27 protein-coding genes are annotated in these 25,955 nt (G+C 62.5%); 14 read left to right on the top strand and 13 right to left on the bottom strand.

Annotated elements, in window-relative coordinates:
• Positions 1-157: 157 nt before the first annotated feature.
• Positions 158-649 (top strand): MaoC family dehydratase, encoded by a 492-nt coding sequence (locus EFQ99_RS26465; RefSeq protein ID WP_126924176.1) that lies wholly within the window; start codon positions 158-160, stop codon positions 647-649.
• On the top strand, positions 646-1,113 hold the full coding sequence (locus EFQ99_RS26460; protein ID WP_126924175.1) for a MaoC family dehydratase: 468 nt from the start codon (positions 646-648) through the stop codon (positions 1,111-1,113). Before EFQ99_RS26465 ends, EFQ99_RS26460 begins: the two co-directional genes overlap by 4 nt.
• Before the next feature lie 20 nt (positions 1,114-1,133).
• Here EFQ99_RS26460 and EFQ99_RS26455 read toward each other — a convergent pair whose 3' ends face one another.
• The 4 genes from EFQ99_RS26455 to petA all read right to left on the bottom strand — a co-directional run bounded on the left by EFQ99_RS26455 (position 1,134) and on the right by petA (position 4,563).
• The gene (locus tag EFQ99_RS26455) at positions 1,134-1,676 is read right to left on the bottom strand and encodes an adenine phosphoribosyltransferase (RefSeq protein WP_126924174.1); all 543 of its coding nucleotides are present in this window, start codon (positions 1,674-1,676) and stop codon (positions 1,134-1,136) included.
• A gap of 115 nt (positions 1,677-1,791) precedes the next feature.
• A complete protein-coding gene (locus EFQ99_RS26450; RefSeq protein WP_126924173.1) occupies positions 1,792-2,676 on the bottom strand; it encodes a cytochrome c1 in 885 nt (294 codons plus the stop codon).
• A 25-nt stretch (positions 2,677-2,701) separates the two neighbouring features.
• The gene (locus EFQ99_RS26445; protein ID WP_126924172.1) at positions 2,702-3,970 is read right to left on the bottom strand and encodes a cytochrome b; all 1,269 of its coding nucleotides are present in this window, start codon (positions 3,968-3,970) and stop codon (positions 2,702-2,704) included.
• A gap of 14 nt (positions 3,971-3,984) precedes the next feature.
• Positions 3,985-4,563 (bottom strand): ubiquinol-cytochrome c reductase iron-sulfur subunit, encoded by a 579-nt coding sequence (petA, locus tag EFQ99_RS26440; protein WP_126924171.1) that lies wholly within the window; start codon positions 4,561-4,563, stop codon positions 3,985-3,987.
• A gap of 286 nt (positions 4,564-4,849) precedes the next feature.
• Here petA and EFQ99_RS26435 point away from each other — a divergent pair, with 286 nt between their 5' ends.
• Positions 4,850-5,782 carry an endonuclease/exonuclease/phosphatase family protein gene (locus EFQ99_RS26435; RefSeq protein ID WP_126924170.1) on the top strand — a complete coding sequence of 311 codons (933 nt, stop codon included), beginning with the start codon at positions 4,850-4,852 and terminating at the stop codon, positions 5,780-5,782.
• Here EFQ99_RS26435 and EFQ99_RS26430 read toward each other — a convergent pair.
• Positions 5,738-7,651 (bottom strand): ABC transporter ATP-binding protein, encoded by a 1,914-nt coding sequence (locus tag EFQ99_RS26430; RefSeq protein WP_126924169.1) that lies wholly within the window; start codon positions 7,649-7,651, stop codon positions 5,738-5,740. The two genes, EFQ99_RS26435 and EFQ99_RS26430, sit on opposite strands and share 45 nt — an antisense overlap.
• A gap of 163 nt (positions 7,652-7,814) precedes the next feature.
• Here EFQ99_RS26430 and EFQ99_RS26425 point away from each other — a divergent pair, with 163 nt between their 5' ends.
• Positions 7,815-8,045 (top strand): CopG family ribbon-helix-helix protein, encoded by a 231-nt coding sequence (locus EFQ99_RS26425; RefSeq protein WP_126924168.1) that lies wholly within the window; start codon positions 7,815-7,817, stop codon positions 8,043-8,045.
• A gap of 175 nt (positions 8,046-8,220) precedes the next feature.
• On the opposite strand, the gene EFQ99_RS26420 is transcribed toward EFQ99_RS26425, so the two are convergent.
• The 3 genes from EFQ99_RS26420 to EFQ99_RS26410 form a co-directional block, all read right to left on the bottom strand.
• Complete coding sequence (locus tag EFQ99_RS26420; protein ID WP_245441589.1) at positions 8,221-8,358, bottom strand: hypothetical protein; 138 nt, start codon at positions 8,356-8,358, stop codon at positions 8,221-8,223.
• Between the two features lie 38 nt (positions 8,359-8,396).
• Entirely contained in the window at positions 8,397-8,666 is a 270-nt protein-coding gene (locus EFQ99_RS26415) for a ribbon-helix-helix domain-containing protein (protein ID WP_126924167.1), read from the bottom strand.
• A gap of 97 nt (positions 8,667-8,763) precedes the next feature.
• Complete coding sequence (locus EFQ99_RS26410; protein WP_126924166.1) at positions 8,764-10,620, bottom strand: ABC transporter ATP-binding protein; 1,857 nt, start codon at positions 10,618-10,620, stop codon at positions 8,764-8,766.
• 386 nt (positions 10,621-11,006) lie between these two features.
• Here EFQ99_RS26410 and EFQ99_RS26400 point away from each other — a divergent pair, with 386 nt between their 5' ends.
• Positions 11,007-11,468 (top strand): tRNA (cytidine(34)-2'-O)-methyltransferase, encoded by a 462-nt coding sequence (locus tag EFQ99_RS26400; protein WP_126924165.1) that lies wholly within the window; start codon positions 11,007-11,009, stop codon positions 11,466-11,468.
• A 196-nt stretch (positions 11,469-11,664) separates the two neighbouring features.
• Positions 11,665-13,311 (top strand): Na/Pi cotransporter family protein, encoded by a 1,647-nt coding sequence (locus tag EFQ99_RS26395; RefSeq protein WP_126924164.1) that lies wholly within the window; start codon positions 11,665-11,667, stop codon positions 13,309-13,311.
• 3 nt (positions 13,312-13,314) lie between these two features.
• Here the strand turns inward: EFQ99_RS26395 and EFQ99_RS26390 are convergent, their stop codons facing one another.
• On the bottom strand, positions 13,315-13,575 hold the full coding sequence (locus EFQ99_RS26390) for a hypothetical protein (RefSeq protein WP_126924163.1): 261 nt from the start codon (positions 13,573-13,575) through the stop codon (positions 13,315-13,317).
• Between the two features lie 175 nt (positions 13,576-13,750).
• On the opposite strand from EFQ99_RS26390, the gene hemF reads away from it, so the two are divergent.
• The 3 genes from hemF to EFQ99_RS26375 all read left to right on the top strand — a co-directional run bounded on the left by hemF (position 13,751) and on the right by EFQ99_RS26375 (position 15,320).
• The gene (gene hemF, locus EFQ99_RS26385) at positions 13,751-14,662 is read left to right on the top strand and encodes an oxygen-dependent coproporphyrinogen oxidase (protein WP_126924162.1); all 912 of its coding nucleotides are present in this window, start codon (positions 13,751-13,753) and stop codon (positions 14,660-14,662) included.
• A gap of 101 nt (positions 14,663-14,763) precedes the next feature.
• Positions 14,764-15,024 (top strand): hypothetical protein, encoded by a 261-nt coding sequence (locus EFQ99_RS26380; protein ID WP_126924161.1) that lies wholly within the window; start codon positions 14,764-14,766, stop codon positions 15,022-15,024.
• Positions 15,025-15,134: 110 nt separating this feature from the next.
• Positions 15,135-15,320, top strand: coding sequence for a DUF1059 domain-containing protein (locus EFQ99_RS26375; RefSeq protein ID WP_126924160.1), 186 nt, complete (start codon positions 15,135-15,137; stop codon positions 15,318-15,320).
• A gap of 57 nt (positions 15,321-15,377) precedes the next feature.
• On the opposite strand, the gene EFQ99_RS26370 is transcribed toward EFQ99_RS26375, so the two are convergent.
• Genes EFQ99_RS26370 through EFQ99_RS26360 form a run of 3 tightly spaced genes read right to left on the bottom strand, consistent with a single transcriptional unit; the run spans position 15,378 to position 17,898 of the window.
• A complete protein-coding gene (locus EFQ99_RS26370) occupies positions 15,378-16,631 on the bottom strand; it encodes a CCA tRNA nucleotidyltransferase (RefSeq protein WP_126924159.1) in 1,254 nt (417 codons plus the stop codon).
• Positions 16,628-17,278 carry a CoA pyrophosphatase gene (locus EFQ99_RS26365; RefSeq protein WP_126924158.1) on the bottom strand — a complete coding sequence of 217 codons (651 nt, stop codon included), beginning with the start codon at positions 17,276-17,278 and terminating at the stop codon, positions 16,628-16,630. Before EFQ99_RS26365 ends, EFQ99_RS26370 begins: the two co-directional genes overlap by 4 nt.
• Complete coding sequence (locus EFQ99_RS26360) at positions 17,275-17,898, bottom strand: DUF1285 domain-containing protein (protein WP_126924157.1); 624 nt, start codon at positions 17,896-17,898, stop codon at positions 17,275-17,277. The genes EFQ99_RS26365 and EFQ99_RS26360 overlap by 4 nt, the downstream gene beginning before the upstream one ends.
• 158 nt (positions 17,899-18,056) lie before the next feature.
• On the opposite strand from EFQ99_RS26360, the gene EFQ99_RS26355 reads away from it, so the two are divergent.
• Genes EFQ99_RS26355 through EFQ99_RS26335 form a run of 5 tightly spaced genes read left to right on the top strand, consistent with a single transcriptional unit; the run spans position 18,057 to position 25,301 of the window.
• Positions 18,057-19,067 carry an AAA family ATPase gene (locus EFQ99_RS26355; protein WP_126924156.1) on the top strand — a complete coding sequence of 337 codons (1,011 nt, stop codon included), beginning with the start codon at positions 18,057-18,059 and terminating at the stop codon, positions 19,065-19,067.
• 13 nt (positions 19,068-19,080) lie between these two features.
• The gene (locus tag EFQ99_RS26350; protein WP_126924155.1) at positions 19,081-20,001 is read left to right on the top strand and encodes a DUF58 domain-containing protein; all 921 of its coding nucleotides are present in this window, start codon (positions 19,081-19,083) and stop codon (positions 19,999-20,001) included.
• Positions 19,998-22,811: a DUF4159 domain-containing protein gene (locus EFQ99_RS26345; RefSeq protein WP_126924154.1), complete on the top strand. Its 2,814-nt coding sequence runs from the start codon at positions 19,998-20,000 to the stop codon at positions 22,809-22,811. Before EFQ99_RS26350 ends, EFQ99_RS26345 begins: the two co-directional genes overlap by 4 nt.
• A 1-nt stretch (position 22,812) precedes the next feature.
• Entirely contained in the window at positions 22,813-24,882 is a 2,070-nt protein-coding gene (locus EFQ99_RS26340; RefSeq protein ID WP_126924153.1) for a hypothetical protein, read from the top strand.
• 2 nt (positions 24,883-24,884) lie between these two features.
• Positions 24,885-25,301, top strand: a complete 417-nt coding sequence (locus EFQ99_RS26335; protein WP_126924152.1) for a GNAT family N-acetyltransferase — start codon at positions 24,885-24,887, stop codon at positions 25,299-25,301.
• A gap of 8 nt (positions 25,302-25,309) precedes the next feature.
• Here the strand turns inward: EFQ99_RS26335 and EFQ99_RS26330 are convergent, their stop codons facing one another.
• Entirely contained in the window at positions 25,310-25,873 is a 564-nt protein-coding gene (locus tag EFQ99_RS26330) for a GNAT family N-acetyltransferase (RefSeq protein ID WP_126924151.1), read from the bottom strand.
• Positions 25,874-25,955: the final 82 nt, after the last annotated feature.

Below are 25,955 nucleotides of genomic sequence, written 5' to 3'. Positions count from 1 at the left end.
GGTTTTGCGATCACGACATGCTGTTCTAAAGCGCGTCGCGATCTTTCAGATTCGCTTCTAGCGCTTTAGGTCTTTGTTTTGATGCATGTCGTTGTCGCAAAACCGCTGCACACTTTTGCGCGACATGCTCTAGGCGCTTGATATGGCGGAGGAGAAAATGTCGGCAGAAAAGCTGTCCCTGGAGGATTTCGAGCCGGGCCGCCGTTTCCCGCTCGGCCCGAAGCCGGTGCTCACCGAGGAAATCATCGAGTTCGCCAGCGAGTTCGACCCGCAGCCGATGCATCTCGACGAAGCTGCCGGCCGCGCCAGCATCCTCGGCGGGCTTGCCGCATCCGGCTGGCATACCTCGGCGATGCTCATGCGCATGATGGCCGACAGCTACATCCTCAACGCGCGCTGCGAGGGTGCGCCGGGCATCGATCTGATGGAATGGCGAAAGCCGGTGCTCGCAGGCGATACGCTGCAGGGCCAGTCCATCGTGCTCGAAGCCCGCGCGATGCGCTCGCGCCCCGGCATGGGCATCGTCAAGTTCCGCCACGAGGTGGCAAACCAGCGCGGCGAACTCGTCTGCCTCTCGGAGAATTCAGTGATGATCCGCATGCGTCCCGCTCCGGAAGACACCATTATGAACTCGGAGCCGTCCGCATGAGAATGTCTGAACTTTGCGCCGTCGGCGAGAAGGCCGAGATCGGCAGCTACGCCTTTACCGAGGAAAATATCATCCACTTCGCCACGCGCTACGACCCGCAGCGTTTTCATGTCGACAAGGAAGCCGCGAAAGACACCCTCTTCGGCGACCTTTGCGCCTCGGGCTGGCACACCACCGCCGCATGGATGCGGACCTTCCTCGCCTTTTGGGAAAGGCAGCGCGTCGCACTTGCGCAACAGGGCCTGACGGCGCCGAATCTCGGCCCCTCGCCCGGTTTTCAGAAACTGCAATGGTTGCGGCCGGTCTTCGCAGGCGACGTGGTCAGCTATTCCGTCGCCTTCCTCTCCAGCCGGCCGCTCGCGTCGCGGCCGGGCTGGCATCTCAACACCATCCTATGCGAAGGCGTCAATCAGAACGGCGAGCCCGTCATGCGCTTCGAAAGCGGCGTTCTCGAATTCGACTGACGCCCGCATGGGATACGGACTTAGTGCCCGGAAAATTCGACCAGCGTGTGCACGACGACGCCGAGTTCTTCAAGCTTCCTGCGGCCGCCGAGATCCGGCAGGTCGATGACGAAGCAGGCGCCGACCACATCCGCGCCCATCTGGCGCAGCAGCTTCGTTGCACCAACGGCCGTGCCGCCGGTGGCAATCAGGTCGTCGACCAGGATCACCTTCTCGCCGGGCTGAACCGCATCGCGGTGCATCTCCATCTCATCGACGCCGTATTCCAGGCTGTAGGCAATGCGCACGGTATCGTGCGGCAGCTTGCCCTTCTTGCGGATCGGCACGAAGCCCGAGGAAAGCTGGTGCGCCACCGCGCCGCCGAGGATGAAGCCGCGCGCTTCCATGCCGGCGATCTTGTCGATCTTCGTTCCGGCATAGGGCTGCACGAGTTCGTCGACCGCCCGGCGGAACGCGCGGGGGTTGCCGAGCAACGTGGTGATGTCACGGAAAATGATGCCGGGCTTGGGGTAGTCGGGAATGGAGCGAATGCTGGCTGCAAGCTCCGAAGTCGTATTGTCCATGGAAAATCCATATCTGCGAGCGCATGAAACTGGCCGGACTCTATCAATTGCCAGGGGCGGAACCAACAAAAAAGGCGGCTCGCAAGCCGCCTCTCGAATTTCAGCAGAAAACCGCTCAATGGTCCTTGTTGGCATAGACCGAGCGCTTCGTCAGATAGATCAGCACCGTGAAGATCGCCAGGAAGATCATGACCATGAAGCCGGTGCGCTTGCGCTCCTCGAGATGCGGCTCGGCGGCCCACATCAGGAAGGAGGAGACGTCCTTGGCATACTGGTCGACAGTCTGCGGCGCGCCGTCATCATAGGTCACCTGGCCGTCGGAGAGCGGCTTCGGCATGGCAAAGGCGGCAGCGGCATGGAAATACGGGTTGTAATGCGCGCCCTGCGGCACCTGGAAACCGGCCGGCGGCTCTTCGTAGCCGGTCAGCAGCGAGTAGATGTAGTCAGGGCCGTTTTCCTGATACTGCGTGAAGATGTCGAAGACGAACCGCGGGAAGCCGCGCTCGACTTCACGGGCCTTGGCGATCAGCGAAAAGTCAGGCGGAGCAGCCCCATTGTTGGAAGCGGCAGCCGCCTCCGCATTCGGGAACGGCGCCGGGAAGTGATCGGAAGGGACCGCCTTGCGGGTAAACATCTCGCCGCTGGCGTTCGGGCCGTCCTGAACTTCGTAATTCGCGGCGAAAGCCTTCACCTGCGCCTCGTTATAGCCGAGCTCGTCGAGCATGCGGAAAGGCACGAGGTTCATCGAATGGCAGGCGGCACAGACTTCGGTGTAGACCTTGAGGCCGCGCTGAAGCTGCCCCTTGTCGTAATGGCCGAACGGACCGCCAAACGTCCATTCCTGCTCTCTCGGCTCCTTCAGCGGATAATGCGGCGTGGCGCCTTCCTCGTGGTGAGCCGGAGCCGCACCGTTGGCGGGCGTCGCCTCCTCGGCCATGGCGGCGCTGCCGAGACAGGCAGCGACCGCGAGGGAGAGAATGCTTGCAACAAGCTTTTTCATATTTCTATTCCTTCCCGTCGCTCGCTCAGGCCGTGGCCGCAGCAACCTTGTTGCGCTTTTCGAGGACCGCTTCGGTGATCGAGTTCGGAATGCGGCGCGGTGTTTCCACCAGACCGAGAACCGGCATCGCGACCAGGAAGAAGGCGAAGTAGAGGAGCGTGCAGATCTGCGAGATCGTGGTGAACAGGCCTTCCGCAGGCTGCGAGCCCAGCCAGCCGAGGATGATCGCGTTGATCACGAACAGCCAGAAGAACAGCTTGTACCACGGACGATAGACGGCCGAACGCACTTTCGAAGTATCCAGCCAGGGCAGGAAGAACAGCACGATGATCGCACCGAACATCACGAGCACGCCGCCGAGCTTGGAGTCGATCGGGCCGACGTTGAAGGTGATCGAGCGCAGCATCGCGTAGAATGGCAGGAAGTACCATTCCGGAACGATGTGGGCCGGTGTCTTCAACGGGTCGGCCGGGATGTAGTTGTCTGCATGGCCGAGGAAGTTCGGCAGATAGAACACGAAATAGGCGTAGACCAGCAGGAAGACGGAGACGCCGAGCGCATCCTTCATCGTCGCATAAGGCGTGAAGCGCACCGTGTCGGTCTTCGTCTTGACCTCGACGCCCGTCGGGTTCGTCTGGCCGGTGACGTGCAGCGCCCAGATGTGCAGGACGACGACGCCGGCGATCATGAAGGGCAGCAGATAGTGCAGCGAGAAGAAGCGGTTCAGCGTCGGCTGGTCGACGGCAAAGCCGCCGAGCAGGAACTGCTGGATCCATTCGCCGACCAGCGGGAAGGCCGAGAAGAAGCCGGTGATCACGGTCGCGCCCCAGAAGGACATCTGACCCCAGGGCAGAACGTAGCCCATGAAGCCGGTCGCCATCATCAGGAGGTAGATGACAACGCCGAGGATCCAGAGGATTTCGCGCGGCGCCTTGTAGGAACCGTAGTAGAGGCCGCGGGCAATGTGCAGGTAGACGGCGACGAAGAAGAAGGACGCGCCGTTGGCATGCAGGTAGCGCAGCAGCCAGCCGTGGTTGACGTCGCGCATGATCTTTTCAACGGAGTTGAAGGCGATCGACGTGTCGGCGGCATAATGCATGGCGAGCACAACGCCCGTCAGGATCTGCACGATCAGCATGACGGCGAGCATGGCGCCGAAGGTATAGGCATAGTTCAGGTTCCTGGGAACCGGGTATGCAATGAAGCTGTCATAGACCATGCGCGGCAGCGGAAGGCGCGCATCGACCCATTTTTCCAAGCCGGTTGATGGCTCGTAGCTGGAATGGCCACTCATGAATCAGTCTCCCCTCAACCGATCTTGATTTTGGTATCGGACACAAATGAAAAGGTCGGAATCGCCAGGTTCTGCGGTGCAGGACCTTTGCGGATGCGGCCGGCCGTGTCGTAGACCGAGCCATGGCAGGGACAGAACCAACCATTGTATTCGCCGGCCTGACCAAGCGGAACGCAGCCGAGATGGGTGCAGGTGCCGATCATGACGATCCAGTTTTCCTTGTCCTTGCCGCCCGAACGGTCAACACCCGTTGCCTGAGCGTCAGGCGGAAGGTTGGCATTGCGGGCGATCGGATCCTTGAGATCCGACAGTGCAACGTCGGCCGCAGCCTTGACTTCCTCAGGCGTGCGGTTGCGGATGAAAATCGGCTTGCCGCGCCACTTGACGGTCAGCGACATGCCGGGCTCGAGGCTCGCGACATCGACTTCGATGGAAGCGAGCGCCAACGTCGACGCATCCGGGCGCATCTGGTCGATGAACGGCCACGCAACCGCGACGGCACCGACAGCACCAGCCATACCAGTGGTGAGATAAAGGAAATCACGGCGAGTGGGCTCTGTTGAAGCCTCGCTTGTCGTTACGTGTTCGCTCACGGCTTATCCATCCTCTGCGCAATTGTCGCGGAATTCCGCCCTGCCCCCTTTACCGGCGAATCTCTCCAGACACAATTCGGCCATAGATTCCCCGGCAATCCGGCGCGTTCTATGCTTGATCGCAAATTATGTCCAGCCTTGACAAGGGGATGAGGGCACAATGTCGCGGGAATTTTCCGATGAAATTTTTAAGGCAAACACCAGCTTGCCATTATGCTGCATTGCAACAAAAAGGCGGCCGTGATAGGCGCAGTCGCAATCACGCGAGCAAGCTGGACCGGAGCGGATGAGAGACACGATTTTTTGCGTATTCAGTGTCCTCACGACCCTCGTCATCGCCGCCGTCTCTCTGCGCTATGTCAGAGATTTCTATCTGCTTTCCTTCGTTTACAGCTTCCAGCTCCACCTGGCGGTGGCCGCAGCGGCCGCTTCGATCGCGGCCCTTCTCGTCAAGCGGCATTGGTATGGCTTTCTGACGCTCGGCGTATCGCTGATCCTTGCCGGCCACGGCGTCGTGATGATGCGCGAATTCGTCGAGCCCGCCGTCGACGAGAACCGTCCGGCTCTCTTCCGGCTGCTGTCCTTCAACATCGAGAACGATAATTTCGCAAACGGCCCTGCGATCGCCGATATGGCCATCGCCTCGGGCGCCGACGTCGTCAACATTCTGGAGGCCGAGCCGGTTCAGTCGGAACTGCCGCGGCTGTTGAAGACCTATCCCTATTACATAGGCTGCGGCGTCGCGATGGAGCAATGCGATACGCTCGTCCTGTCGAAGCGCCCGCTGATCGAACCCCGCATCCGCAGCCTGGGACTGCTCTGGCGCAACCGGCTGACAGTCTCGACGATCGATTTCGACGGCCGGAAGGTCAATTTCCTCGCCGCGCATCTGACCAAACCTTATTATGACGAATTCCACGGCCTCGAAATCGAAGATCTCGACGAGATCATCCCTTCCCTGCCAGGACCGCTCGTCCTTGCCGGTGATTTCAATACGTCGATCCTGGCGCCCGACGTGCAGTATCTCATGCGTAGACAGGGCCTCGGCACGGTCTCGCTGGAACCCGCGACATGGCCGATCCGCGCCGGTCCCTTCGGCATTCCGATCGATCACATCTTCAGCAAAGCGCCTCTCCGGCTGAAATCGGTCCGCCGCATCGAAAACAGCTTCGGGTCAAATCATTTTGGCCTCATGGCGGAATTCGTCGTCGATCCCTGAGCCCTGATCCTCGTCCGTCGCAAGGAAGCCGCCGGACTGGCGCGCCCAGAGTTCGGCATAGAGCCCGCCGCGGGAAAGCAGCTCGTCATGGCTTCCCTCCTCGATGATTCGGCCCAGATCGACGACGATCAGCCGGTCGAGCGCTGAGATGGTCGATAGCCGGTGGGCGATCGCCAGCACCGTCTTGCCCTCCATGATCCGATGGAGATTCGACTGGATCGCTTCTTCCACTTCCGAATCGAGCGCCGATGTCGCTTCGTCGAGCACCAGGATCGGCGCGTCCTTCAGCATGACGCGGGCAATGGCGATGCGCTGCCGCTGCCCGCCCGACAGCTTGACGCCGCGCTCGCCGACATGCGCGTCGAAGCCCTTGCGGCCCTGCTGATCCTGCAGGCGATAAATGAAGTCGATGGCCTCGGCTCGCCGGGCCGCCTCGACCAGCCGCTCCTCGCCGGCATCCGGCCGCCCGAACAGGATATTGTCACGCACCGAACGATGCAGCAGCGAGGTATCCTGGCTGACGACGCCGATCTGCATCCTGAGCGATTCCTGCGTCACCGCCGATATATCCTGGCCGTCGACGAGGATGCGGCCGCCCTGGATGTCGTAGAGGCGCAGCAGCAGGTTCATCAGCGTCGATTTCCCCGCGCCCGAGCGCCCGACGATGCCAACCTTCTCGCCCGGGCGTATGGTCAGGGAGAAATTCTCGACGACCGGCTGGTGGCCCTTGCCGTAATGGAAGGAAACATTGTCGAAGCGGATGCCAGGGTGGCGGATCACCAGGCTTTTGGCATCGGGCCGATCGACGAGCCCCAGCGGCTGGGAGATCAGCTCGGCGGCGTTTTGAATGGTGCCTAGATTGCGCATGATGCCGTTGAACTGCGTCATCAGCCGCCCGAGCAGGAAATTCAGCCGGAGCACCAGCGCCAGCGAGAATGCCACCGCGCCGGAACTCACCAGGCCGCGCAGCCAGAGATCGACGCTCAAGCCCGCCATCGTCACGATCATCAGGCCGGAGAGCAGCGCCATCGAGGCCCGAACGCCTGTGATGAACCGCGTGAAGCGCAGCACCGAGTCCTGAAAGATATCGAAGCCCTGCCGCATATAGCGGTCGCTCTCCTCGTCGCGCGCAAAGAGCTTCAGCGTCTGCATATTGCTGTAGGAATCGACCATCCGCCCGTTCAGCATCGATCCGGCTTCCGCCGTTTCGCGGGAGTGAAGGCGGATTCTCGGAACGAAATGGCGGGCGAGCAGGCTGAAGGCGCCGAGCCAGAACAGAACGACGGCGGCAAGCGAAAGGTCCAGCCGGGCGACGAGCGCCAATGTCGTTACCGCATAAATGCCGACGAACCACACGCTTTCCATCAGCGACGTGACGAGATCGCCGGTTGCCTGCCCAGCCGACCAGACCTTGGTGACGATGCGCCCGGAGAAATCGCTCTGAAAGAACGACAAAGACTGCCTGGAGACGTGGAGATAGGATTGCCAACGTGCTAGATTGTAGAAGCCGGGCGTGATGACCTGCTGGTCGACCAGCGCGATCAGGAAGGCAACGACGAAACGCACGATCCCGATGAGGGCGAGCATGCCGAACAACTCGCCGCCATGGGCTGCGAGGAGGCCGCTCCAGCCGGCGCCGGGCGTGATGCTGGCGAGGATGTCGACCAGCCGGCCGACGAACCAGAAGAGTGCGGCCTCGATGGCCGCCGATGCGCCGCCGAGAATGAGCATGGCGATGAAGGGCATCTTCGCCTGGCCGATATAGAACCGGATGAATCCGAGCGTCCCGCGCGGCGGCTGGAGATTGGCGCGCGGACGGAAGGGATCGATCCAGGTTTCGAAGAGGCGAAGGATGGGGCGCAGAAACATAAAAAACGATATAGGCGGATTGAAGGAAGCGGCAAAGGGAATGAAAAGCGACCGCAACCTTATATTTTCGTAATTATCGGTAACATCGGCGGCATCACCATTGATTGCCCCCGAACCCGTCACAATCTGACGATACGATCGCGCTTCACCGGAGAGAGGGTCCATGGAAACGAAAATGCTCGATGCGCATATTCCGCTCCCGCTTGCTGAAAGGCTCGATGCCATGGCTATCGACCTGGCGCAGCCGCGCGATGAGATCGTCACCGAAGCCATCACCACTTGGCTCGATCGCGAAGAACGCCGCCGCATTGCGGCGCTGCGCACGATCGCCGCCGCCAACACCATCGTTCTCGTCGAACATCACCGGGTGATCGACTGGGCCGACAGCCTTTGAAGGGACGACGCGCGCAAGTATCGCATCATCGCCGGCGCGCGTCAGTTTCCGCCAAGAATACCGATAACATCTCGACGTCCATGTAGGACACGTATGATCGTAACCAATTCAATTTCAACGACATAGTAGGCGCGAATATCTTCGAAACCCGGAACGGGCCAAGATCTTACGCCCGTCAGGTTCGAATTGGCGAAGTCTTCGGCGTGCCGGAATTCGGATATTCGAGAAGACGGGTGAAAGACTGCTCGGCGGCATGCAGGAACCGCAGACCGAGTTCCTCACCGCCATGCTCTGAGAAATAGGAGAACTGCAACAGGATATCGTCGCGAGCCGCCGGTTTGACGGCAAGCTTTACAGGGATTTCTTCTTGTTTTGCGTGGCCAGCAACTGCGCAGCTTCTTTTCTCAGATCGCTCCAGAATGTAGGCGTCGCCTCCATGGCATTGCCCGACGCCAAGCCTTCGAGCAGCAAAGCCTCGAGACGCGCCTCGTTTTCACGCTCCTGCGCATCGCGAACGAGGCCACGGAAATATTCGCTGACATTGCCATAACCTTTGCTGGCCATCTGGCTTTCGACAAAAGCCTTGAGACTATCAGGCAATGAAATCGTCACGGTCGCCATAAGCAGGTCCTCGTTGAGCTCAGCGAGCGTAACATGGCGCCTTAACTGTTCTCAACTGTTAATAAGCCCTCCCCGCTTACGCCGGGAGGGCCTATCGTTATTCCGCCGCCTCTTCCGCCTCCTCGGCATGATCGGAGAGGAAGCCGCCGGACTGGCGGTTCCAGAGGTCGGCGTAGATGCCGCCACTCTCGATCAGTTCGCCGTGCGAACCGGCCTCGATGATCCGCCCCTTGTCGAGCACGATCAGCCGGTCCATTTCCGTCAGCGTCGAAAGCCGGTGGGCGATCGCGATCACAGTCTTGCCCTCCATCAGGGCGAAGAGGTTTTCCTGGATCGCCGCCTCGACTTCGGAATCGAGCGCCGAGGTCGCCTCGTCGAGCACCAGGATCGGCGCGTCCTTCAGAAAGACGCGGGCAATCGCGATGCGCTGCCGCTGGCCACCTGACAGTTTGACGCCGCGTTCGCCGACCTGGGCGTCGAGCCCCTGCCGACCCTGCATGTCGACGAGCCCTTCGATGAACTCCCAGGCGTTGGCGCGCTTGGCCGCCTCGGTCACCTCTGCGTCGGTCGCCTCCGGCCGGCCATAGGCGATGTTGTCGCGGATCGAGCGATGCAGCAGCGACGTATCCTGCGTCACCACGCCGATCAGCGAACGCAGGCTTTCCTGCGAGACGCCTGATATATCCTGCCCGTCGATGGTGATGCGGCCGGCTTCCAGATCGTAGAAGCGCAGGAGCAGGTTCATCAGCGTCGTCTTGCCGGCGCCGGAGCGGCCGACGAGGCCGACCTTTTCGCCCGCCTTGATGTCGAGCGACAGGTTGTCGATGACGCCCTTGCTCTTGCCGTAATGGAAGCCGATGCGGTCGTAGTGGATCGCGCCCTTCTTCGCCGTCAGGACGGGCGCACCCGGCTTGTCGACGATGTCGTGCTGCTTGCTCATCATCTCCATGCCGTCATAGACCGTGCCGATATTCTCGAACAGCGCCGAGACTTCCCACATGATCCATTGCGACATGCCGTTGACGCGCATGGCAAGACCGATGGCGATGGCGATCGCGCCGACCGAAATCGCCCCGTTCAGCCAGAACCAGATCGACAGTCCCGAGACGACGAAGAGCGCAACGCAGTTGTTGAGGTAGACGCTGATGTGGAAGAGCGTCACCTTGCGCATCTGCTTGTGCACGGTCTGCAGGAACTCGTCCATGCCCTCCTTGGCATAGACCTCCTCGCGGCCCGCATGCGAAAACAGCTTGACCGTCGCAATATTCGTATAGCTGTCGACCACGCGCCCCGTCATCATCGAGCGTGCATCAGCCTGCGTCGCCGCAATCTTGCGAAGCCGCGGCACAAAATAGCTGACAATGCCGATATAGACGGCGAGCCAGACGAGGATCGGAATCATCAGCCGCCAGTCGGCCGCCGCAATCACGATGATCATCGTCAGGAAATAGCTGACGACATAGACGAAGACGTCGAGGATCTTCATGACAGTTTCGCGTACGGCAAGCGACGTCTGCATCACCTTGGTCGCGACACGTCCGGCAAACTCATTGGCAAAGAACGACATGCTGTGGCGCAGCAGGAAGCGATGCATCTGCCAGCGCGCGCTCATCGGATAATTGCCGAGCAGCATCTGGTGCATGATGAGGGAATCGATCCCGGCCGCCAGCGGCAGGCCCACCAGCACCAGCGCCGCCATCCAGAAAAGCCTGTGGCCTTCCGTCTGCAGGAAGGTGGCGCGGTCGGCTTTCGTCAGCCAATCGACGATGTCGCCGAGGAACTGGAAAAGCGCTACTTCGCCGACGGCGATGAGCGCCGTCAATACCGCCATCAGGCCGAGCCAGGGCGCGGCCGGCTTGCTGTAATGCCAGCAGAAGGCAAAGAGACCTTTCGGCGGGGCCACGGGCTCCTCGCTCGGAAAGGGATTGAGTCTCTGTTCGAACCAGCCAAACATGAAATTGCTCCGAAACGTCAGCGTTCCGGCTCCCGGCTTCGCGCCATCCCAGCGCTACGCAAGCACATATGGGAACCGGACGTTCTAAGGGCGAGGCTGAAACCGCCGCGCAATGGATCAAAAGGGGGAATTTTAGAAAGAAGCCCGCTCTAGCGGCGCCATGTCGCCTTGACCGGCCTCACGGCGGGAAAGCGCATAATGAGCAAAATATTCATGTGGCCCTCCCGGCTGGCGATTGAAGACGTGCATGCATAACGCGAAAAGCGCGAAACTTCCAGCCCTGCGATGGCGTAAATTGGATGATTCCGAGCCAAACCACGCCCTGTTGCGCCGAAATCACAGTTGTATTAGGCCTCCCGCGTCGAAACGAAAACAAACGGCGCGAGATGACGAACCTCAGACTGGCACTCTACCAGCCGGATATACCAGGCAATACGGGCACCATCCTGCGTCTCGCCGCCTGTCTCGGCTTTGCGGTCGATCTGATCGAGCCCGCCGGCTTCGATATCTCCGACCGCAACCTGAAACGCGCCGGCATGGATTATATCGCCGCCGCCGCGCTGACCCGCCATGTCAGCTGGGACCGCTTCGACGCGTGGCGCGCCACGACCAGCCGCCGCCTGATCCTCGCCTCGACCAAGGCTGCGGATCGTTATATCGATTTTACCTTCCGTTCGGACGATATCCTGCTTTTCGGCCGTGAAAGCGCCGGCGTGCCGGATCAGGTGCATGAAAAAGCAGACGGTCGAGTCCTGATCCCGATGGTCGAAGGCCAGCGCTCGATCAACGTCGCCGTCTCGGCTGCGATGATCGTCGGCGAAGCGATGCGCCAGACCGTCTGGGCCTGACCGGTACCGGCTTCGGCGAATTGCCGCCCAGCTCCGGAAGTGTCGCAAAATGACGTTGTCAATCCGTGGAACTGAGCTATATTTATTAGCCGGGCAATCAAAAACCTCGATTGACCGCTATAATATCAATAGCTTGAGAAGATCGACTATCCGCTTGCGCTTCTTTAAGCAGATGAAAGAAGAATAAAAACAAGAAATGGATTCCACCGTCATCATGATCAACCTGTTCGGAGCGGTGGCCCTGCTGCTGTTCGGCCTTGCGCAGGTGAAGGACGGCGTTTCCAGGGCCTTCGGCGCGCGGCTGAGAACGGGTCTTGCCACCGGCACGCGCGGCGGCCTTCGTTCCTTCCTGTCGGGGCTGGTGGCAACAGTCGCCCTGCAAAGCTCGACGGCAACGGCGCTGATGACCGCATCCTTCGTCGAGCGTGATCTGATCAAGCCGCGCATGGCGCAGATCGTGCTGCTCGGCGCCAATGTCGGCACGGCGATCACCGCATGGATCGTGGCCACCGGCATCGAATGGCTCTCCCCGCTGCTGATCCTGGCCGGCATCGTGCTTTACCGCGGCCGTTCCAGCACTCGCCAGGGCGGCGGCACGGCGCTGATCGGCATCGGACTGATGCTGCTGTCCCTGCACCTTCTCGGCCTTGCCACGGAGCCGATGCGCGCCTCTCCCGCTCTCGCCGCCTTCATCGGCCTGCTCGACGGCGCCCTGCCTGTGGCGCTGATCTTCTCGGCAGTCCTCGCCTTCGTGTCCTCGTCGAGCCTCGCGGTAGTGGTGCTCATCCTGTCGCTCGCCTCGGCCGGGATCGTCTCCGCCGAACTCGTCATCGTGCTGGTGCTCGGCGCCAATCTCGGCGGCGCGATACCGCCTGTCGTCGCGACGTTGTCTGGCCCGGCCTCAGCGCGGCGCGTGACATTCGGCAACCTTGCCGTTCGCACGATCGGCTGCCTCATCGCCCTACCGCTGGCAGGCTACGGCGCCGAACTGATCCAGATGCTGCCCTTCGGCCCGGCCAAACTGCCGGTCGACGCTCATCTTGCCTTCAATCTCATGCTGGCCGCGCTGGCCTGGCCGTTCTCCCGGCCGCTCGCAACCCTGATGGCCCGGCTGGTGCCGGATCAGGTCGAACCCGACAACGCCCCGAAATACCTCGATGCGCAAGAGCTTTCGACGCCGGTCGTTGCCCTTGCCAGCGCCACCCGCGAAGTACTCGGTGTCGGCGACCTCATCGAACGCATGCTGATGCGGGTATCCGAAGCCTTCGAGCACGGCGACTCATCCAAGCTCGCCGAAATCCACGCGCTCGAAGAGCGTGTCGATCGGTTGCAGCAGGCGGTAAAAATCTATCTCTCCAAGCTTGGACGCGAGGGTCTCAGCGACGAGAACGCCCGCCGCTCGATCGTCGTCATCGACTATGCGATCAATCTCGAACATATGGGCGATATCATCGAGAAGGGCCTGCTGGAGCAGGTGACGAAGAAGATCTCGCTCGGCCTGAAGTTTTCCGAGGACGGTCATCAGGAACTGCGCAAGCTGTTCGAGCTGACGATCGACAATCTGCGCGTCGCCCAGACGATCTTCGTCACCCGCGATTTCAATCTCGCCCGCCAGATGATGGAGGTGAAGGTCGAGGTGCGCCGGATGGAGAAGCAGTCGGCGGAGCGCCATCTCGAACGCCTGCGTGACGGCCGCGCCGACAGCCTGCAAACGAGTTCGCTGCATCTCGACATGCTGCGCGACCTGAAGCGCATCAACGCCCACATCGTCTCGGTGGCGCATCCGATCATGGATGAAAGCGGCCTCTTGATCGAAAGCCGCGTGCGCGCTGACGCGAAGTGACGGTCAGTCGGCCGAAGGCAGGCGGCGCATGGTGAATTCGATCTGGTCGCCGTCGAGCTGGCGCCAGCTTTCCACCTCGGTCCAATAGGCGGCTTTCGGATATTCGTCGAACCATTCGCGCGCCTTGGCGCGGGCGTCCATCAGGCCGAGGCAATATGTCTCACGCACGAAATGGTCTTTCCTGCGGGCAGAATTTTCCGCCCGGTGTCTCGCCATTCTGCGCTTCAGGCCGTCGAAAGACGGAGGTCCTGGAATTTTTGCCATCAAACCTACCTCTTCAGGAAAGGTAGTATCGAATTCCTCGCTTTGCGAGTCGAATCTCGAAGGCTTGCCGAGCCCGCCTCGGCTTGGCGAGACGCGGCGCCACCTGCTAGATGTGGCCGGAAACCAGGAATGAGCGAGTCGCGTCCGCAGCGGATGTCGCCCGCCGGAGACGCAAATGGAAAGACCGGAACTGCCGATCGGCTTGCCTGACGACATCGAGGAGAAGAAGGCGGCTGCCCGCGGCTGGTTCGAAGGGTTGCGCGATACGATCTGCGCCTCCTTCGAAGCCCTCGAAGACGAGCTGGCTGGCCCCCTCTCCGACCAGGAGCCGGGCCGTTTCGTCGCCAAGGACTGGTCGCGCGAAAATGGTGCGGGTGGCGGTGGCCGGATGTCGATGATGGAAGGCCGCGTCTTCGAGAAGGTCGGCGTCCACACCTCCACCGTTCACGGCGAATTCTCTCCGGATTTCCGCGCTCAGATACCGGGCGCCAAGGATGATCCGCGCTTCTGGGCCTCGGGCATCTCGTTGATCGCCCATCCCGTCAATCCCAATGTTCCCGCCGTGCATATGAACACCCGCATGGTCGTCACCACGAGCCGTTGGTTCGGCGGCGGGGCCGACCTGACGCCGGTGCTGTCGCGCCGCCGCACGCAGGAGGACGAGGACAGCCAGCTCTTCCACAAGGCGATGGAAATCGCCTGCCGCAACCATGCGGTCGCCGATTACAACGCCTACAAGGCCTGGTGCGACGAGTATTTCTTCCTGAAGCACCGCAACGAGGCCCGCGGCATCGGCGGCATCTTCTACGACTGGCTGCATTCGAGCGAGGAAGCCGGCGGCTGGGATGCCGATTTCGCCTTCACGCGCGATGTCGGCCGGGCCTTCGCGATGGTCTATCCGAAGATCGTCCGCTCCAATTTCAATAAAATGTGGACAGAAGCCGACCGTGACGAACAATTGATCCGACGAGGCCGATACGTCGAATTCAATTTGCTGTATGATCGCGGCACGATCTTCGGCCTGAAGACCGGCGGCAACGTCGAATCCATTCTTTCCTCGCTGCCCCCCGTCGTCCGCTGGCCGTGAACCGTAACACCCCGTCGATAAATCGAACTGAAGGACCTTCATAAAAAATCAGTGCGTCCTAACTTTATGTGTATGTGCGTAACAATCGGAGGAGGATTGTCATGACGATACAAAGTGGTTCGCCTGCACCCGCGAATGCTCAGGAAACCCGGGTCATCGACACACCCGAATTCCTGGCGCGCATCGCCGAGGAACTGAGAGCCAAGAGCGGCTCGGATCTGCCTCTCTGCTGCTTCATCGAGCAGGTCAAGCTGCAGCTGGCCGGCGGAAAATCGCCGGAAGAACTGCAGAAAGAGGCAGCCAACAGCAACATGCCCCGCCATCTCTTGGATACCTACAAAGCCTGGGCGATGCCCGATTGAAGATCTTGTCCGGTCGACACTTGATGCCGGCCGGAACCTTCTCTTCCCACGTACATTCATCAATCGCGTGAAAGCGCGATGGCCGTTGCGTTCAGACAGAGGAGACAACCATGCGACTTTTCGAATGCGGCACGCTCGTTCCCGGCTGCGCCTGGCACACTCGGGCGGATAATGACGCAGAAGTGGTCCGCCGCGCCGTCGAGCACCTGAAGTCCGCTCATGGCGAAACGATCATCCGCGAAAACATGGTCGACAACATCAAGGCCCGCATCCGCGACGAGGCGACCGTAGCCTGATTGACCCCAGCGATGACACGGGCTGCGCCGCATCCATCGGATGCGACGCGATGCCGTTTATTGCACGCGTTCCTGCAGCCGGGCGAGAAGAGCGGCCCGATCGGAAGCGAAGTTTTCCTCCACCCACTGGTTTTCCAGCGCCGCAAGCAGTTCGCCGACACGCGGACCGGAGGCGATGCCGGCCGCAATCACATCGCCACCATTCAGGGGAAACGGTGGCTTCTTCCAGTTCATTGCCTGGTCCAGCAGCTTGGTGAGCCACGCCGAGCGCGCCATTTCGTCGAAATCGCCTTCGGCCTTGCCGCGCGCAACACCTAGCGCCAGCTTCAGCCGGGTGGTGATGCCGTCCACGCCGTTGCGATAAAGCAGCCGTTCGAAGGCGGCCGAGGAGATGTCATCATTGACCGGCGCTGCCATTGCCCAGGCGTTGAGAGTTGCCGCTTCCGCATTGGAGAGCTTCAGCCGGCCAGCCAGCGCTTCCAATCGCGCCGCATCAGGCGGCACGATTGCCGCAAGGCGCAGCAGCGGATCGGGCGCCCAGCCGAGCGCCTTTTCGGTGGCGACTAGCGACGGGATCGCATCGATCCCCCATCGTTCCGATTCCGGCAGGATTTCCGTCAGCACGGCCACCTGCCGCATCCACAGCAGCGCCCGGCCGGGATCGTCGGCGCCGAGCAGCTTTCTCAGCTCCGACCAGACGCGCTCCGCCGACAATGTCTTCAATTTCGACCGCGCCGCCGAACAGGCCTTGAGCCCCGCGGCATCCGGACGTCCGGAACCATAATAGGCAAAGAAGCGGAAGAAGCGCAGGATGCGCAGATGATCCTCGGCAATGCGCGTCGCCGCATCGCCGATGAAGCGGATGTTGCGGTTCTCGATATCGGCAAGCCCGCCGACGAGATCCACCACCTCGCCCTCCGCATCGGCGTAAAGCGCGTTGATCGTCAGGTCCCGCCGCTCGGCATCGGCCTTCCAGTCGGTGCTGAAGGCAACCTTGGCACGACGTCCGTCGGTCTCGACATCGGTGCGCAGCGTCGTCACCTCGAAAGGCTTGCCGTCGATGACGAGCGTCACCGTGCCATGCTGCAGACCTGTTGGAACCGCCTTGACGTCGGCCGCCGCCGCCCGTTCCATGACGATGTCAGGCGTCAGTGTCGTCGCAATGTCGATATCGCTGACCGGCAACCCCATCAGGCTGTTGCGCACCGCACCGCCCACCACCCGGCCTTCCCCACCATCGGCGTTGAGAAGCGCAAGCACCCGGGCAAGCGCCGGGTCGCGAAACCATGCTTGGTCGGCCAGACCGGTCATGCATAAAGCCTTTCGTAAAGTGTGCGGACGATGCCGGCGGTGATGCCCCAGATCATTCTGGTTTCATAGGGCATGCGGTAAAAATGCCGGTCGATGCCGTCGATCACACGCCTGTCGCGGGCGTGGTTGGCCGGGTTCATCAGGAAGGAAAGCGGTACCTCGAACACGTCGTCCACCTCGGCCGGGTTCGGCCTCAGCGCGAAGCCCGGCGAGACGACGCCGAGCACCGGCGTGATGCGGAAACCCGTCGAGGCAAAATAGTTCGGCAGCCGCCCGACGGTTTCGACGAAGGAGCCGGCAAGGCCGATCTCCTCCTCCGTCTCGCGGATCGCCGCCATTTCAGGCGAGATGTCGGCGGGATCGATCGAGCCGCCGGGAAAGGCGATCTGCCCGGAATGCTTGCGCAGCGTCGCCGTTCGCTTGGTGAAGATCACATGCGCCTCCTCGCCGTCATCGACGACGGGAACGAGCACGGCGGCATCGCGCAGCTTGAAGGTCGCGACCTCGGCCACGATATCGGGGTTGAGAATATGGTCCCCGTGATCGCGCCAGGCATGATCCACCGGCCCGCCACTCTGGTTGAGCGCGCGGCGACGGAACTCGGCTGCGGAGAACCGCGGGTAACGTTGAGTGATTGCATCATTCATCGGCAAAGCGCATCCAGTTCGTCGGCCGGCATGATGGGGAAAACCTCGCCGGCGGAGCGGACCGCAAACACCGCCTGTCCCTCAACGTCGAGTGTCTCGCCAAGCGCGACCAGTTCATACATCACCGCACGCGACACCAGCGCCTCCAGCCGCCCGCGCACATGTAGATAGGGTTTCAGTTCGGCATTGTCGCCGGTTACGGCAAAACGCAGCCGATGCTCTCCTCCTGCCTCCACGACATCGCCGACATTGGTGCGGAATGTCAGCACCTGATAGCCGTCACGTACCGTCGCACTCATCTCCACGGCGACGAAAGGCGCGTCGACGACCCTTATCCCGACCTTTTCCACAGGAGTTACGAGATAGGTCTTCTCGTCTTCGTCCCTTCTTAAAACCGTCGAAAACAGTCGCACCAGCGCCGGCCGGCCGATCGGCGTGCCCATATAGAACCAGGTGCCGTCGGCCCTGATCTCCATGTCGATATCGCCGCAAAAGGGCGGATTCCACCGCTCGACCGGCGGTAGCCCTCGTTTTTTGCTGCCGTTTTCCTGGGACGCGCGCGAAATCAGCGCGGCAAGCCCCGCCGCATCCGCCTGTCCGCTGATTTCCTCGGCTGCCATTCTTCCGTCCCGGTTTGTCCTTAACGAAGTGATGTCACGAGATAGTCATTCGCAACGAACTTGTCAGCCCGTCGCATCTCCATAACTCTATCGAGTATGAGGCAGATGTATAAGTCCGCCGATTCGCTGCCGAATGATTTCAGCCGTTGGAGATGCCCGTGGGTATGATGAAGACCGAAGCCAGCCTCGATGATAAGGCGATCGTCGCCGCCGCCGAAAGGGCGCTCTCCGATATCGCCGCCATCCGCGGGGAAGTCTCGAAGGTCATCTTCGGTCAGGAAGGCGTGGTCGAAAACACCATTCTCGCCGTGCTCTCCGGTGGCCATGCCCTGCTCGTCGGCGTTCCCGGCCTTGCCAAGACCAGACTGGTGACGACGCTCGGCGAGGTACTCGGTCTTGCCGCCAACCGCATCCAGTTCACGCCTGATCTGATGCCCTCGGATATTCTCGGCTCCGAGGTGATGGACCAGGACGACAGCGGCCGCCGCTCCTTCCGCTTCGTCAAAGGCCCGGTCTTCGCCCAGCTTCTGATGGCCGACGAAATCAACCGCGCCTCGCCGCGTACGCAGTCGGCGCTGCTGCAATCCATGCAGGAGTATCATATCACCATCGCCGGCCAGCGCTACGACCTGCCCGCGCCCTTCCACGTGCTCGCCACCCAGAACCCGCTCGAGCAGGAAGGCACCTATCCCCTGCCCGAGGCCCAGCTCGACCGTTTCCTGCTGCAGGTCGACGTCAACTATCCCGAGCTTGCCGCCGAGCGCCAGATCCTGCTCGAGACGACCGGCTTGAGCGAAACCCGGCCGGAAGCCGTCATCGATGCGAAGCGGCTGATCGAGATCCAGACGCTGGTGCGCCAGATGCCGGTGAGCGACACGGTCGTCGACGCCATTCTTTCGCTGGTGCGCTCCGCTCGTCCCGGACAGGGCAATGCTGCAACCGACAAGAACGTCGCCTGGGGCCCCGGCCCGCGCGCCGGCCAGGCGATGATGCTCTGCTCCCGCGCCCGCGCGCTCTATGAAGGCCGTCTCGCCCCGTCGCTCGACGACGTCTTCGCGCTCGCCGAACCCATTCTTCAGCACCGCATGGCGCTGACCTTCGCCGCCCGCGCCGAAGGCATGTCGGTGCGCGACGTCATCGCCGGATTGGTCAGACAGGCAAAGGGATAAGGAAGCCGGACGCGTGGCATCTATCGGACAGATCGTCAACCCGACGTCAGGCAGCGATGCCCTTTCCCGCGCCAGGCAGCGGGCCGCCCTGATACCGGACTGCCTGGTGGAAGCCAAGCGCATCGCCAACACGGTGATCGCCGGCTGGCACGGCCGCCGCAAGCGCGGCATTGGCGAGAATTTCTGGCAGTTTCGCCCCTATGCCGAAGGCGAAAGCCTGTCGCGCATCGATTGGCGCCGCTCCGCCCGCGACGATCATACTTACGTGCGCGAGCGCGAATGGGAGGCGGCGCACACCATCTGGCTCTGGTGCGACATGTCACCCTCGATGATGTACAAGTCGAGCTACGGCAGCGTCTCCAAGGAAAGCCGGGCGCTGGTCGTCATGCTGGCGCTGGCCGAAGTCCTCGCCCGCTCCGGCGAGCGCATCGGCTGCCCCGGCATCATGGATCCCGTCTCCACCCGCAACGCCGCCGAACGCCTTGCGGCCGCGCTCATGCACACGCCGCTGACCGGCGGCTTGCCGGAAACGGCGATGATCCGCGGCTGGAGTGACCTCGTGCTCATCGGCGATTTCCTCGACGACGCGCAGGCGGTCATGGAGCGCCTCGGCCCACTTGCCCGCCGCGGCCTTCGCGGCCATGTGATTGAGATAGCAGATCCGGCCGAGGAGATATTTCCCTATAGCGGCCGCACCGAGTTCACCGATCCGGAAACCGGGGCCAGGCTGATTTCCGGCCGCGCCGAACACATCCGCGACGCCTATCGCAACGCCTACCTCGCGCGCAGGGAGAACCTCGGCCAGTCGCTGCGCCATCTCGGCTGGACGTTTGCGACCCACCGCACCGATCACCTTGCTTCGGAAGCGCTGGTTGCCATCCACATGTATCTCTCAGGCATGCCGGCCAAGGCGACGCATGGAGGGCAGCTATGAACGCCCTTCCCTTCGCTTTCGCCTATCCCGCCATTCTCGGCGCTCTCATTGCGCTGCCCGTCATCTGGTGGCTGCTGCGGCTGACGCCGCCGCGCCCGAAGGCCGAGATCTTCCCGCCGCTGAAGATCCTCGCATCCGTGCTGAAGCGCGAAGAGACGCCGGCGCAGAGTCCCTGGTGGCTGACGCTGCTGCGCATGCTGCTCGCCGCCACCATCATCCTTGCGATCGCCGATCCGGTCTTCAACCCGCGTACCAATTCGCTGGCTTCGGGCGGTCCGCTCGTGCTCTTCGTCGACAACAGCTGGGCGGCAGCACCCGATTGGGAGCGCCGCGTCCAGACCGCCGACGCGCTGATCGACGACGCCGAATCCGCCGGCACGCCCGTCTCGATCGCCTTCACGGCCGATCCCACCAACGACGCCGTGCCCGGCACTGCAGCCAGCGCCCATGACAAGCTGCGCGCCGCCGAGCCGCGACCGCTGGTGCCGGACCGCGAGCGCGCCTTCCAGGCGTTGCGCGCGGCCCTCAACGGCGTCAAGCCCGGCACCCTCGCCTTCCTGACCGACGGCGCGGCCGCCAAGGCCGACGACGCCACGGTGCGCCAACTCGCCGAACTGCAACCTGCCGATCTCCGCGTGATCGAGGGCGATGCCGCAAAGACGGTCGCGGTCACCGCGGCCAACAACGCGGCCGATGCCATGACCGTCAAGGTCACGCGGCTCAACAGCGCGCATGCCGCATCCGTGGCGCTGAACGCCGCCGATGCCCAGGGGCGTTCGATCGCCAACGGCAGAGTGGATTTCAGTCCCGGCCAGAGCGTCGCGACGAGTTCGCTCACCGCTCCCTTCGAAATGCGCAACGATTTTGCCCGCATCGGCGTCGACAACGGCGCGACCGCGGGCGCGGTCCATCTTCTCGACGACGCGTTCAAGCGCCGTCGCGTCGTGCTGTTGTCGGGCGCGGGAGGCGACGAGTTCCAGCCGCTGCTCTCGCCGCTCTATTATATCCAGCGGGCGCTGCAGCCTTATGCGGACCTGATCCAACCCTCCGATTCCGATCTTGCGGTCGCCATCCCGAAGCTTCTTGCCAGCAATCCCTCCATCATCATCATGGCCGATATCGGCCGGCTGCCGGAGGAGACCTATGAACCCCTGACGCGCTGGATATCGAACGGCGGCATGCTCCTGCGTTTTGCCGGTCCGCGCATGGCGGCCGCCCCTGCCGACGATCCGCTGATCCCCGTCATCCTGCGCCAGGGAGAACGGGCGCTCGGCGGCACATTGTCCTGGAGCGAACCGCAATCGCTGGCCGAATTTCCGAATTTCGGGCCTTTCGCCGGCATCGCGCGTCCTGCCGATGTGGTCATCAAGCGGCAGGTTCTGGCTGAACCGACGCCCGATCTTGCCGAGCGCACCTGGGCAAGCCTTGCCGACGGCACGCCGCTCGTGACGATGAAGCAGCTCTCATCCGGCCAGATCGTCCTGTTTCATGTCACCGCGGAAGCGACCTGGTCCGATCTGCCGATCTCAGGCACCTTCGTCGACATGCTGCGCCATCTCCTGCAGGTGTCGCGCTCGGGCGGCGTGACGTCGGAGGCGCGCGGCAATGCACGCGTTGCCGAGACCCTGCCGCCGTTCCGCATGCTGACGGCCAAGGGCATGCTCGTCTCCGAGACGGGTTCGGCGCGGCCGCTCATTCCCAAGGCCGGAACCGAACCGATTGCGAATTTCGACAATCCGCCCGGGCTCTACGGTTCGGAAGATGGTTTCACCTCCTTGAACGTATTGCCCGAGGGCGCCGAACTGAAGCCGCTCGACATATCGGGAACCAATGCCGTTCGCGAAGGCCTGATTGGCGGCGAAAGCTGGTCGGCAAAGCCGTCGCTCTTCCTCGCAGCCTTTCTGCTGCTGCTCGCCGACAGCCTGATCGTCCTCTTCATGAATGGCGCGTTCTCGCGATTGCGCCCGGCCGTCCGTACCATGGGCGTCATCGTAGTCGCGGTCGGCGCGGGCTTCCTCATGCAACCCGGCACACTTCACGCCAACGACACCAGGCCCGGCGACGATCTCATCCTGGAGAGGCTTGATAATACGCACCTCGCCTATGTCGTCACCGGCGAACAGGACGTGGACGATGTATCCGAGCGCGGCCTGGAGGGTCTTACCCAGTTCCTGACCTTCCGCACGACGCTGGAGCCGGCGCCGCCCGTCGGCCTCGACCTCACCAAGGACGAGCTTTCCTTCTATCCGATCATCTACTGGCCGGTCTCGGCGACGGCGCCGATGCCGTCCTCGGCTGCAATCAGCCGCATCGACGCCTATATGCGCAATGGCGGCACCGTGCTGTTCGACACGCGCGATCAAATCAGCGCATTGGACAATGGCGGCAATGTCAGCGCCAACGGCCAGAGGCTGCAGGCAATCCTCGCCAATCTCGACATTCCGCCGCTGGAGCCGGTGCCGTCGGACCACGTGCTGACGAAATCCTTCTATCTCCTGTCGAGCTTTCCCGGCCGTTATACCGGCAGCCCCCTCTGGATCGAGGCCCGGCAGGGCGGCCGCGAGCCGAGCGAAAAATCGGCGGCGACGGCCGACGGCGTTTCGCCGATCCTGATCACCGGCAACGATTTCGCCGGTGCCTGGGCGATCGACGAGAACGGCACGCCGATGCTGCCGACCGTGCCCCAGGATGAAACGCAGCGCGAATATGCCTACCGCTCCGGCGTCAACATCATGATGTACATGCTGACCGGCAACTACAAGACCGACCAGGTTCATGTTCCCGACCTGCTCGAGCGGTTAGGACAATGATATGACGTTCGATTTCTCGCCCTTCCTGCCCTGGCCGGTTCTGGCGACGCTGGCCGCCGTCAGCGCTGTTATCGCCGCCTTCGCGCTCTGGCGTGGCGTTCGCGGCGCCTGGGTCCGGACACTGGCGGCACTCGCCCTGCTGACGGCGCTCGCCAATCCCGTGCTTCTGCAGGAAGACCGGGATCAGCTGTCGACGATCGTTCCCGTCATCGTCGACCGAAGCCAGAGCCAGCAGACGCCGGACCGTGTCAAGATGACCGACGACGCGCTCGCCGCCCTGAAGGGACAGCTCGCCCGCTTTCCCCAGATCGAGCCGCGCTTCATCGATGTCGAAGGCGACGTCAATTCCGATGTGCCCTCCACGCGCCTGTTCGACGCGCTGGCCGCCAACATTGCCGATGTCCCTCCCTCCCGCGTCGGTGGCGCCATCATGCTGACCGACGGCGAAGTCCATGATGTCCCGGCCGCCAATCAGGCGCTCGGCTTCGACGCGCCGATCCATGGCCTCGTCACCGGCAAGCCCAAGGAATTCGATCGCCGCATCGAAGTCATCAAGGGGCCGCGCTTCGGCATCGTCAACGAGGAGCAGCAGGTCATCCTGCGCGTTTTCGATGACGGCCCGAGCCCGGGCGGCACTGCCGATGTCATCGTCAAGATGAACGGCAACGAGATCGCCACCCTGCGGGCGACGCCCGGCCAGGACACGCCCTTCTCCTTCCAGGTGCCGGGCGGCGGCAGCAACGTGCTCGAATTTTCCGTCGCCGAGCTTCCGGGCGAAGTCACCGCCGCCAACAATCGCGCCGTCCATGTCATCGACGGCATCCGCCAGAATCTGCGCGTCCTGCTCGTCTCCGGCGAGCCGCATGCCGGCGAGCGGGCCTGGCGCAACCTCTTGAAATCCGACGCCTCGGTCGATCTCGTCCACTTCACCATTCTTCGTCCGCCGGAAAAGCAGGACGGCACGCCGATCAACGAGCTGTCGCTGATCGCCTTCCCGACACGCGAACTCTTTGTCGACAAGATCAAGGATTTCGACCTGATCATCTTCGACCGCTACCAGCATCGCGGCGTGTTGCCGCTGCTCTACTACGACAATATCGCCCAATATGTCGAAAACGGCGGTGCGCTGCTGATCGCCGCCGGCCCCGAGCATGCCGGCCCCGATTCCATCGCCATGACGCCGCTTTCCTCGGTGCTGCCGGCAATGCCCACCGGCCAGATGATCGAAAAGGCCTTCTATCCCCGCCTCTCCGAGGAAGGCCAAAAGCATCCCGTCACCCGCGGCCTTGATGGTTCGGGCGAGGACCCGCCGCATTGGGGCCGCTGGTTCCGCAGCGTCGACGTCGAGAAGCCTGAGGGCGAGACGATCATGCTCGGCGCCGACAACCATCCGCTGCTGGTGCTGAACCGCGCCGGCCAGGGCCGCGTCGCCATGCTGCTTTCCGATCAGGGCTGGCTCTGGGCGCGCGGCTTCGAAGGCGGCGGCCCGAATGTCTCGCTCTATCGCCGCATCGCCCATTGGCTGATGAAGGAACCGGCGCTCGAGGAAGAAGCGCTGACGGCGCGCGCCTCCGGCCGCACCCTTGAAGTCACGCGCCAGACGATCGGCGACAATCCTGGCAACGCCACCGTTCGTTATCCCTCCGGCAAGACCGAAACGCTGCCGCTCACCCAGACCGAGCCCGGCCTCTACAAGGCCGAGAAGAAGATGGACGAGATCGGCCTCTTCGAAATCCGCAACGGCAAGCTCTCGACGCTCGTCCATATCGGCGCCGTAGATGCGCCTGAGTTCAAGGCGATGATTTCGACGACGGATGTGCTGAAGCCGGTCGCCGACAGGAGTAAGGGTCTCGTTACCCGTGTCGCCAATGCAAACGGCGCAATCAGCGTGCCGCCGATCCTGCCGGTGCGCGGCCAGATCCGCGTCTCCGACAATGAGCGCATGATGATCCGCATGACCAGCGAGACGGTTCTGAAGGGCATCAACACGCTGCCGCTCTTTGCCGGTTTTGCCGGCGTCGGCATCCTGCTCTTCGCCTTCGGCGCCATGTGGTGGCGCGAGGGGCGGTAGGCATGCCGGAATTAGAGCTTAGCGCCTCGCCCTCGCAGGAGGAACTCGCGGCGATCACCGATGCGCTCTCGGCTTTCAACAACGGTGATGCTGGCCCTGCGGATCGCAAGCCGCTTGCCGTCCTCATCCGCGATACCGACGGCAATGTGACCGGCGGTCTTTCGGGCTTTACCGCCTGGGGCTGGCTCTTCACCCAGATGCTTTATGTTCCCGAGACGCTGCGCGGCATCGGTCTATCAGGCAATCTGCTCGCAAAGGCCGAAGAAGAGGCAAGAGCCCGGGGCTGTCGCGGCGCCTGGATCGACACGTTCAATCCGCAGGCTCTGCGTGCCTATCTCAGGCAGGGTTATGAAGTCTTCGGCGAACTCAAGGATTTCCCGGAAGGCCGCACGCGCAGCTTCCTCAGGAAAAACCTGTAGAGCCTAAATCATTCGCGCCAGGCGATCGTGCCCTTCAGCCGCCCGTGGACGCCTTCGCCGATCGGAACGACGAGCACGCGGCTGGGATCGACCGGACCCGGAAAGGCAAGCGCGGCATAGGCGACCTTCTCGAAGCCGAGCGGACCGTAATAGGGCGGATCACCGACGAGGATGACGGCTTCCGAGCCTTTGCGCCTTGCTGCCTCCACCGCGATCCGCACCAGTTCCCGGCCGATTCCCTTGTTCTTGTGCGAAGGGCGCACGGCAAGCGGGCCAAGCAGATGGCCCTTCACTGAGCCGGCGAGTACCGGCGTCATGCGCACGGAGGCGATCGTCTCGCCGTCGTCAGTACAGATGAAGGAGAGCGACAGATCGTGCGGCCCCTGCTCGCGGATGCGCGCTGCGGCACGCGTGAAGCGGCCGGGACCGAAGGCTTCTTCGTTGATGTGTTCGATGGCGGCGTCATGAGACGCGTCTTCTGTGAGATAGACGAGATCGTGCTTGTACATGATGACAGAAACCGGATGGACAGATTGATGGGTCTCGAACACGCCTTTGGCGTTCGGGAGCATCAGCGTCGTCGCGGGTTTCTGGAGATGAACATCAGGCAGGGGTCTCTCAAATCGTGAAAAGGCCGATAGCAGGAAAAATTTC

The organism is Rhizobium vallis (assembly GCF_003985155.1).
In the GTDB taxonomy this organism is placed as follows: Bacteria; Pseudomonadota; Alphaproteobacteria; order Rhizobiales; family Rhizobiaceae; genus Rhizobium; species Rhizobium vallis.
This window is presented reverse-complemented; position numbering and strand designations above follow the sequence as displayed.

Bases quoted from the DNA above. Each gene is read 5' to 3' on its own strand.
- EFQ99_RS26410 (WP_126924166.1), bottom strand. From the start codon at position 10,620: ATGTTTGGCTGGTTCGAACAGAGACTCAATCCCTTTCCGAGCGAGGAG.
- EFQ99_RS26465 (WP_126924176.1), top strand. From the start codon at position 158: ATGTCGGCAGAAAAGCTGTCCCTGGAGGATTTCGAGCCGGGCCGCCGT.
- EFQ99_RS26400 (WP_126924165.1), top strand. From the start codon at position 11,007: ATGACGAACCTCAGACTGGCACTCTACCAGCCGGATATACCAGGCAAT.
- EFQ99_RS26345 (WP_126924154.1), top strand. From the start codon at position 19,998: ATGAACGCCCTTCCCTTCGCTTTCGCCTATCCCGCCATTCTCGGCGCT.
- hemF (WP_126924162.1), top strand. From the start codon at position 13,751: ATGGAAAGACCGGAACTGCCGATCGGCTTGCCTGACGACATCGAGGAG.
- EFQ99_RS26460 (WP_126924175.1), top strand. From the start codon at position 646: ATGAGAATGTCTGAACTTTGCGCCGTCGGCGAGAAGGCCGAGATCGGC.
- EFQ99_RS26330 (WP_126924151.1), bottom strand. From the start codon at position 25,873: ATGCTCCCGAACGCCAAAGGCGTGTTCGAGACCCATCAATCTGTCCAT.
- EFQ99_RS26380 (WP_126924161.1), top strand. From the start codon at position 14,764: ATGACGATACAAAGTGGTTCGCCTGCACCCGCGAATGCTCAGGAAACC.
- EFQ99_RS26430 (WP_126924169.1), bottom strand. From the start codon at position 7,651: ATGTTTCTGCGCCCCATCCTTCGCCTCTTCGAAACCTGGATCGATCCC.
- EFQ99_RS26335 (WP_126924152.1), top strand. From the start codon at position 24,885: ATGCCGGAATTAGAGCTTAGCGCCTCGCCCTCGCAGGAGGAACTCGCG.
- EFQ99_RS26365 (WP_126924158.1), bottom strand. From the start codon at position 17,278: ATGAATGATGCAATCACTCAACGTTACCCGCGGTTCTCCGCAGCCGAG.
- EFQ99_RS26415 (WP_126924167.1), bottom strand. From the start codon at position 8,666: ATGGCGACCGTGACGATTTCATTGCCTGATAGTCTCAAGGCTTTTGTC.
- EFQ99_RS26395 (WP_126924164.1), top strand. From the start codon at position 11,665: ATGGATTCCACCGTCATCATGATCAACCTGTTCGGAGCGGTGGCCCTG.
- EFQ99_RS26445 (WP_126924172.1), bottom strand. From the start codon at position 3,970: ATGAGTGGCCATTCCAGCTACGAGCCATCAACCGGCTTGGAAAAATGG.
- EFQ99_RS26390 (WP_126924163.1), bottom strand. From the start codon at position 13,575: ATGGCAAAAATTCCAGGACCTCCGTCTTTCGACGGCCTGAAGCGCAGA.
- EFQ99_RS26425 (WP_126924168.1), top strand. From the start codon at position 7,815: ATGGAAACGAAAATGCTCGATGCGCATATTCCGCTCCCGCTTGCTGAA.
- EFQ99_RS26360 (WP_126924157.1), bottom strand. From the start codon at position 17,898: ATGGCAGCCGAGGAAATCAGCGGACAGGCGGATGCGGCGGGGCTTGCC.
- EFQ99_RS26370 (WP_126924159.1), bottom strand. From the start codon at position 16,631: ATGACCGGTCTGGCCGACCAAGCATGGTTTCGCGACCCGGCGCTTGCC.
- EFQ99_RS26455 (WP_126924174.1), bottom strand. From the start codon at position 1,676: ATGGACAATACGACTTCGGAGCTTGCAGCCAGCATTCGCTCCATTCCC.
- EFQ99_RS26435 (WP_126924170.1), top strand. From the start codon at position 4,850: ATGAGAGACACGATTTTTTGCGTATTCAGTGTCCTCACGACCCTCGTC.
- EFQ99_RS26450 (WP_126924173.1), bottom strand. From the start codon at position 2,676: ATGAAAAAGCTTGTTGCAAGCATTCTCTCCCTCGCGGTCGCTGCCTGT.
- EFQ99_RS26375 (WP_126924160.1), top strand. From the start codon at position 15,135: ATGCGACTTTTCGAATGCGGCACGCTCGTTCCCGGCTGCGCCTGGCAC.
- EFQ99_RS26340 (WP_126924153.1), top strand. From the start codon at position 22,813: ATGACGTTCGATTTCTCGCCCTTCCTGCCCTGGCCGGTTCTGGCGACG.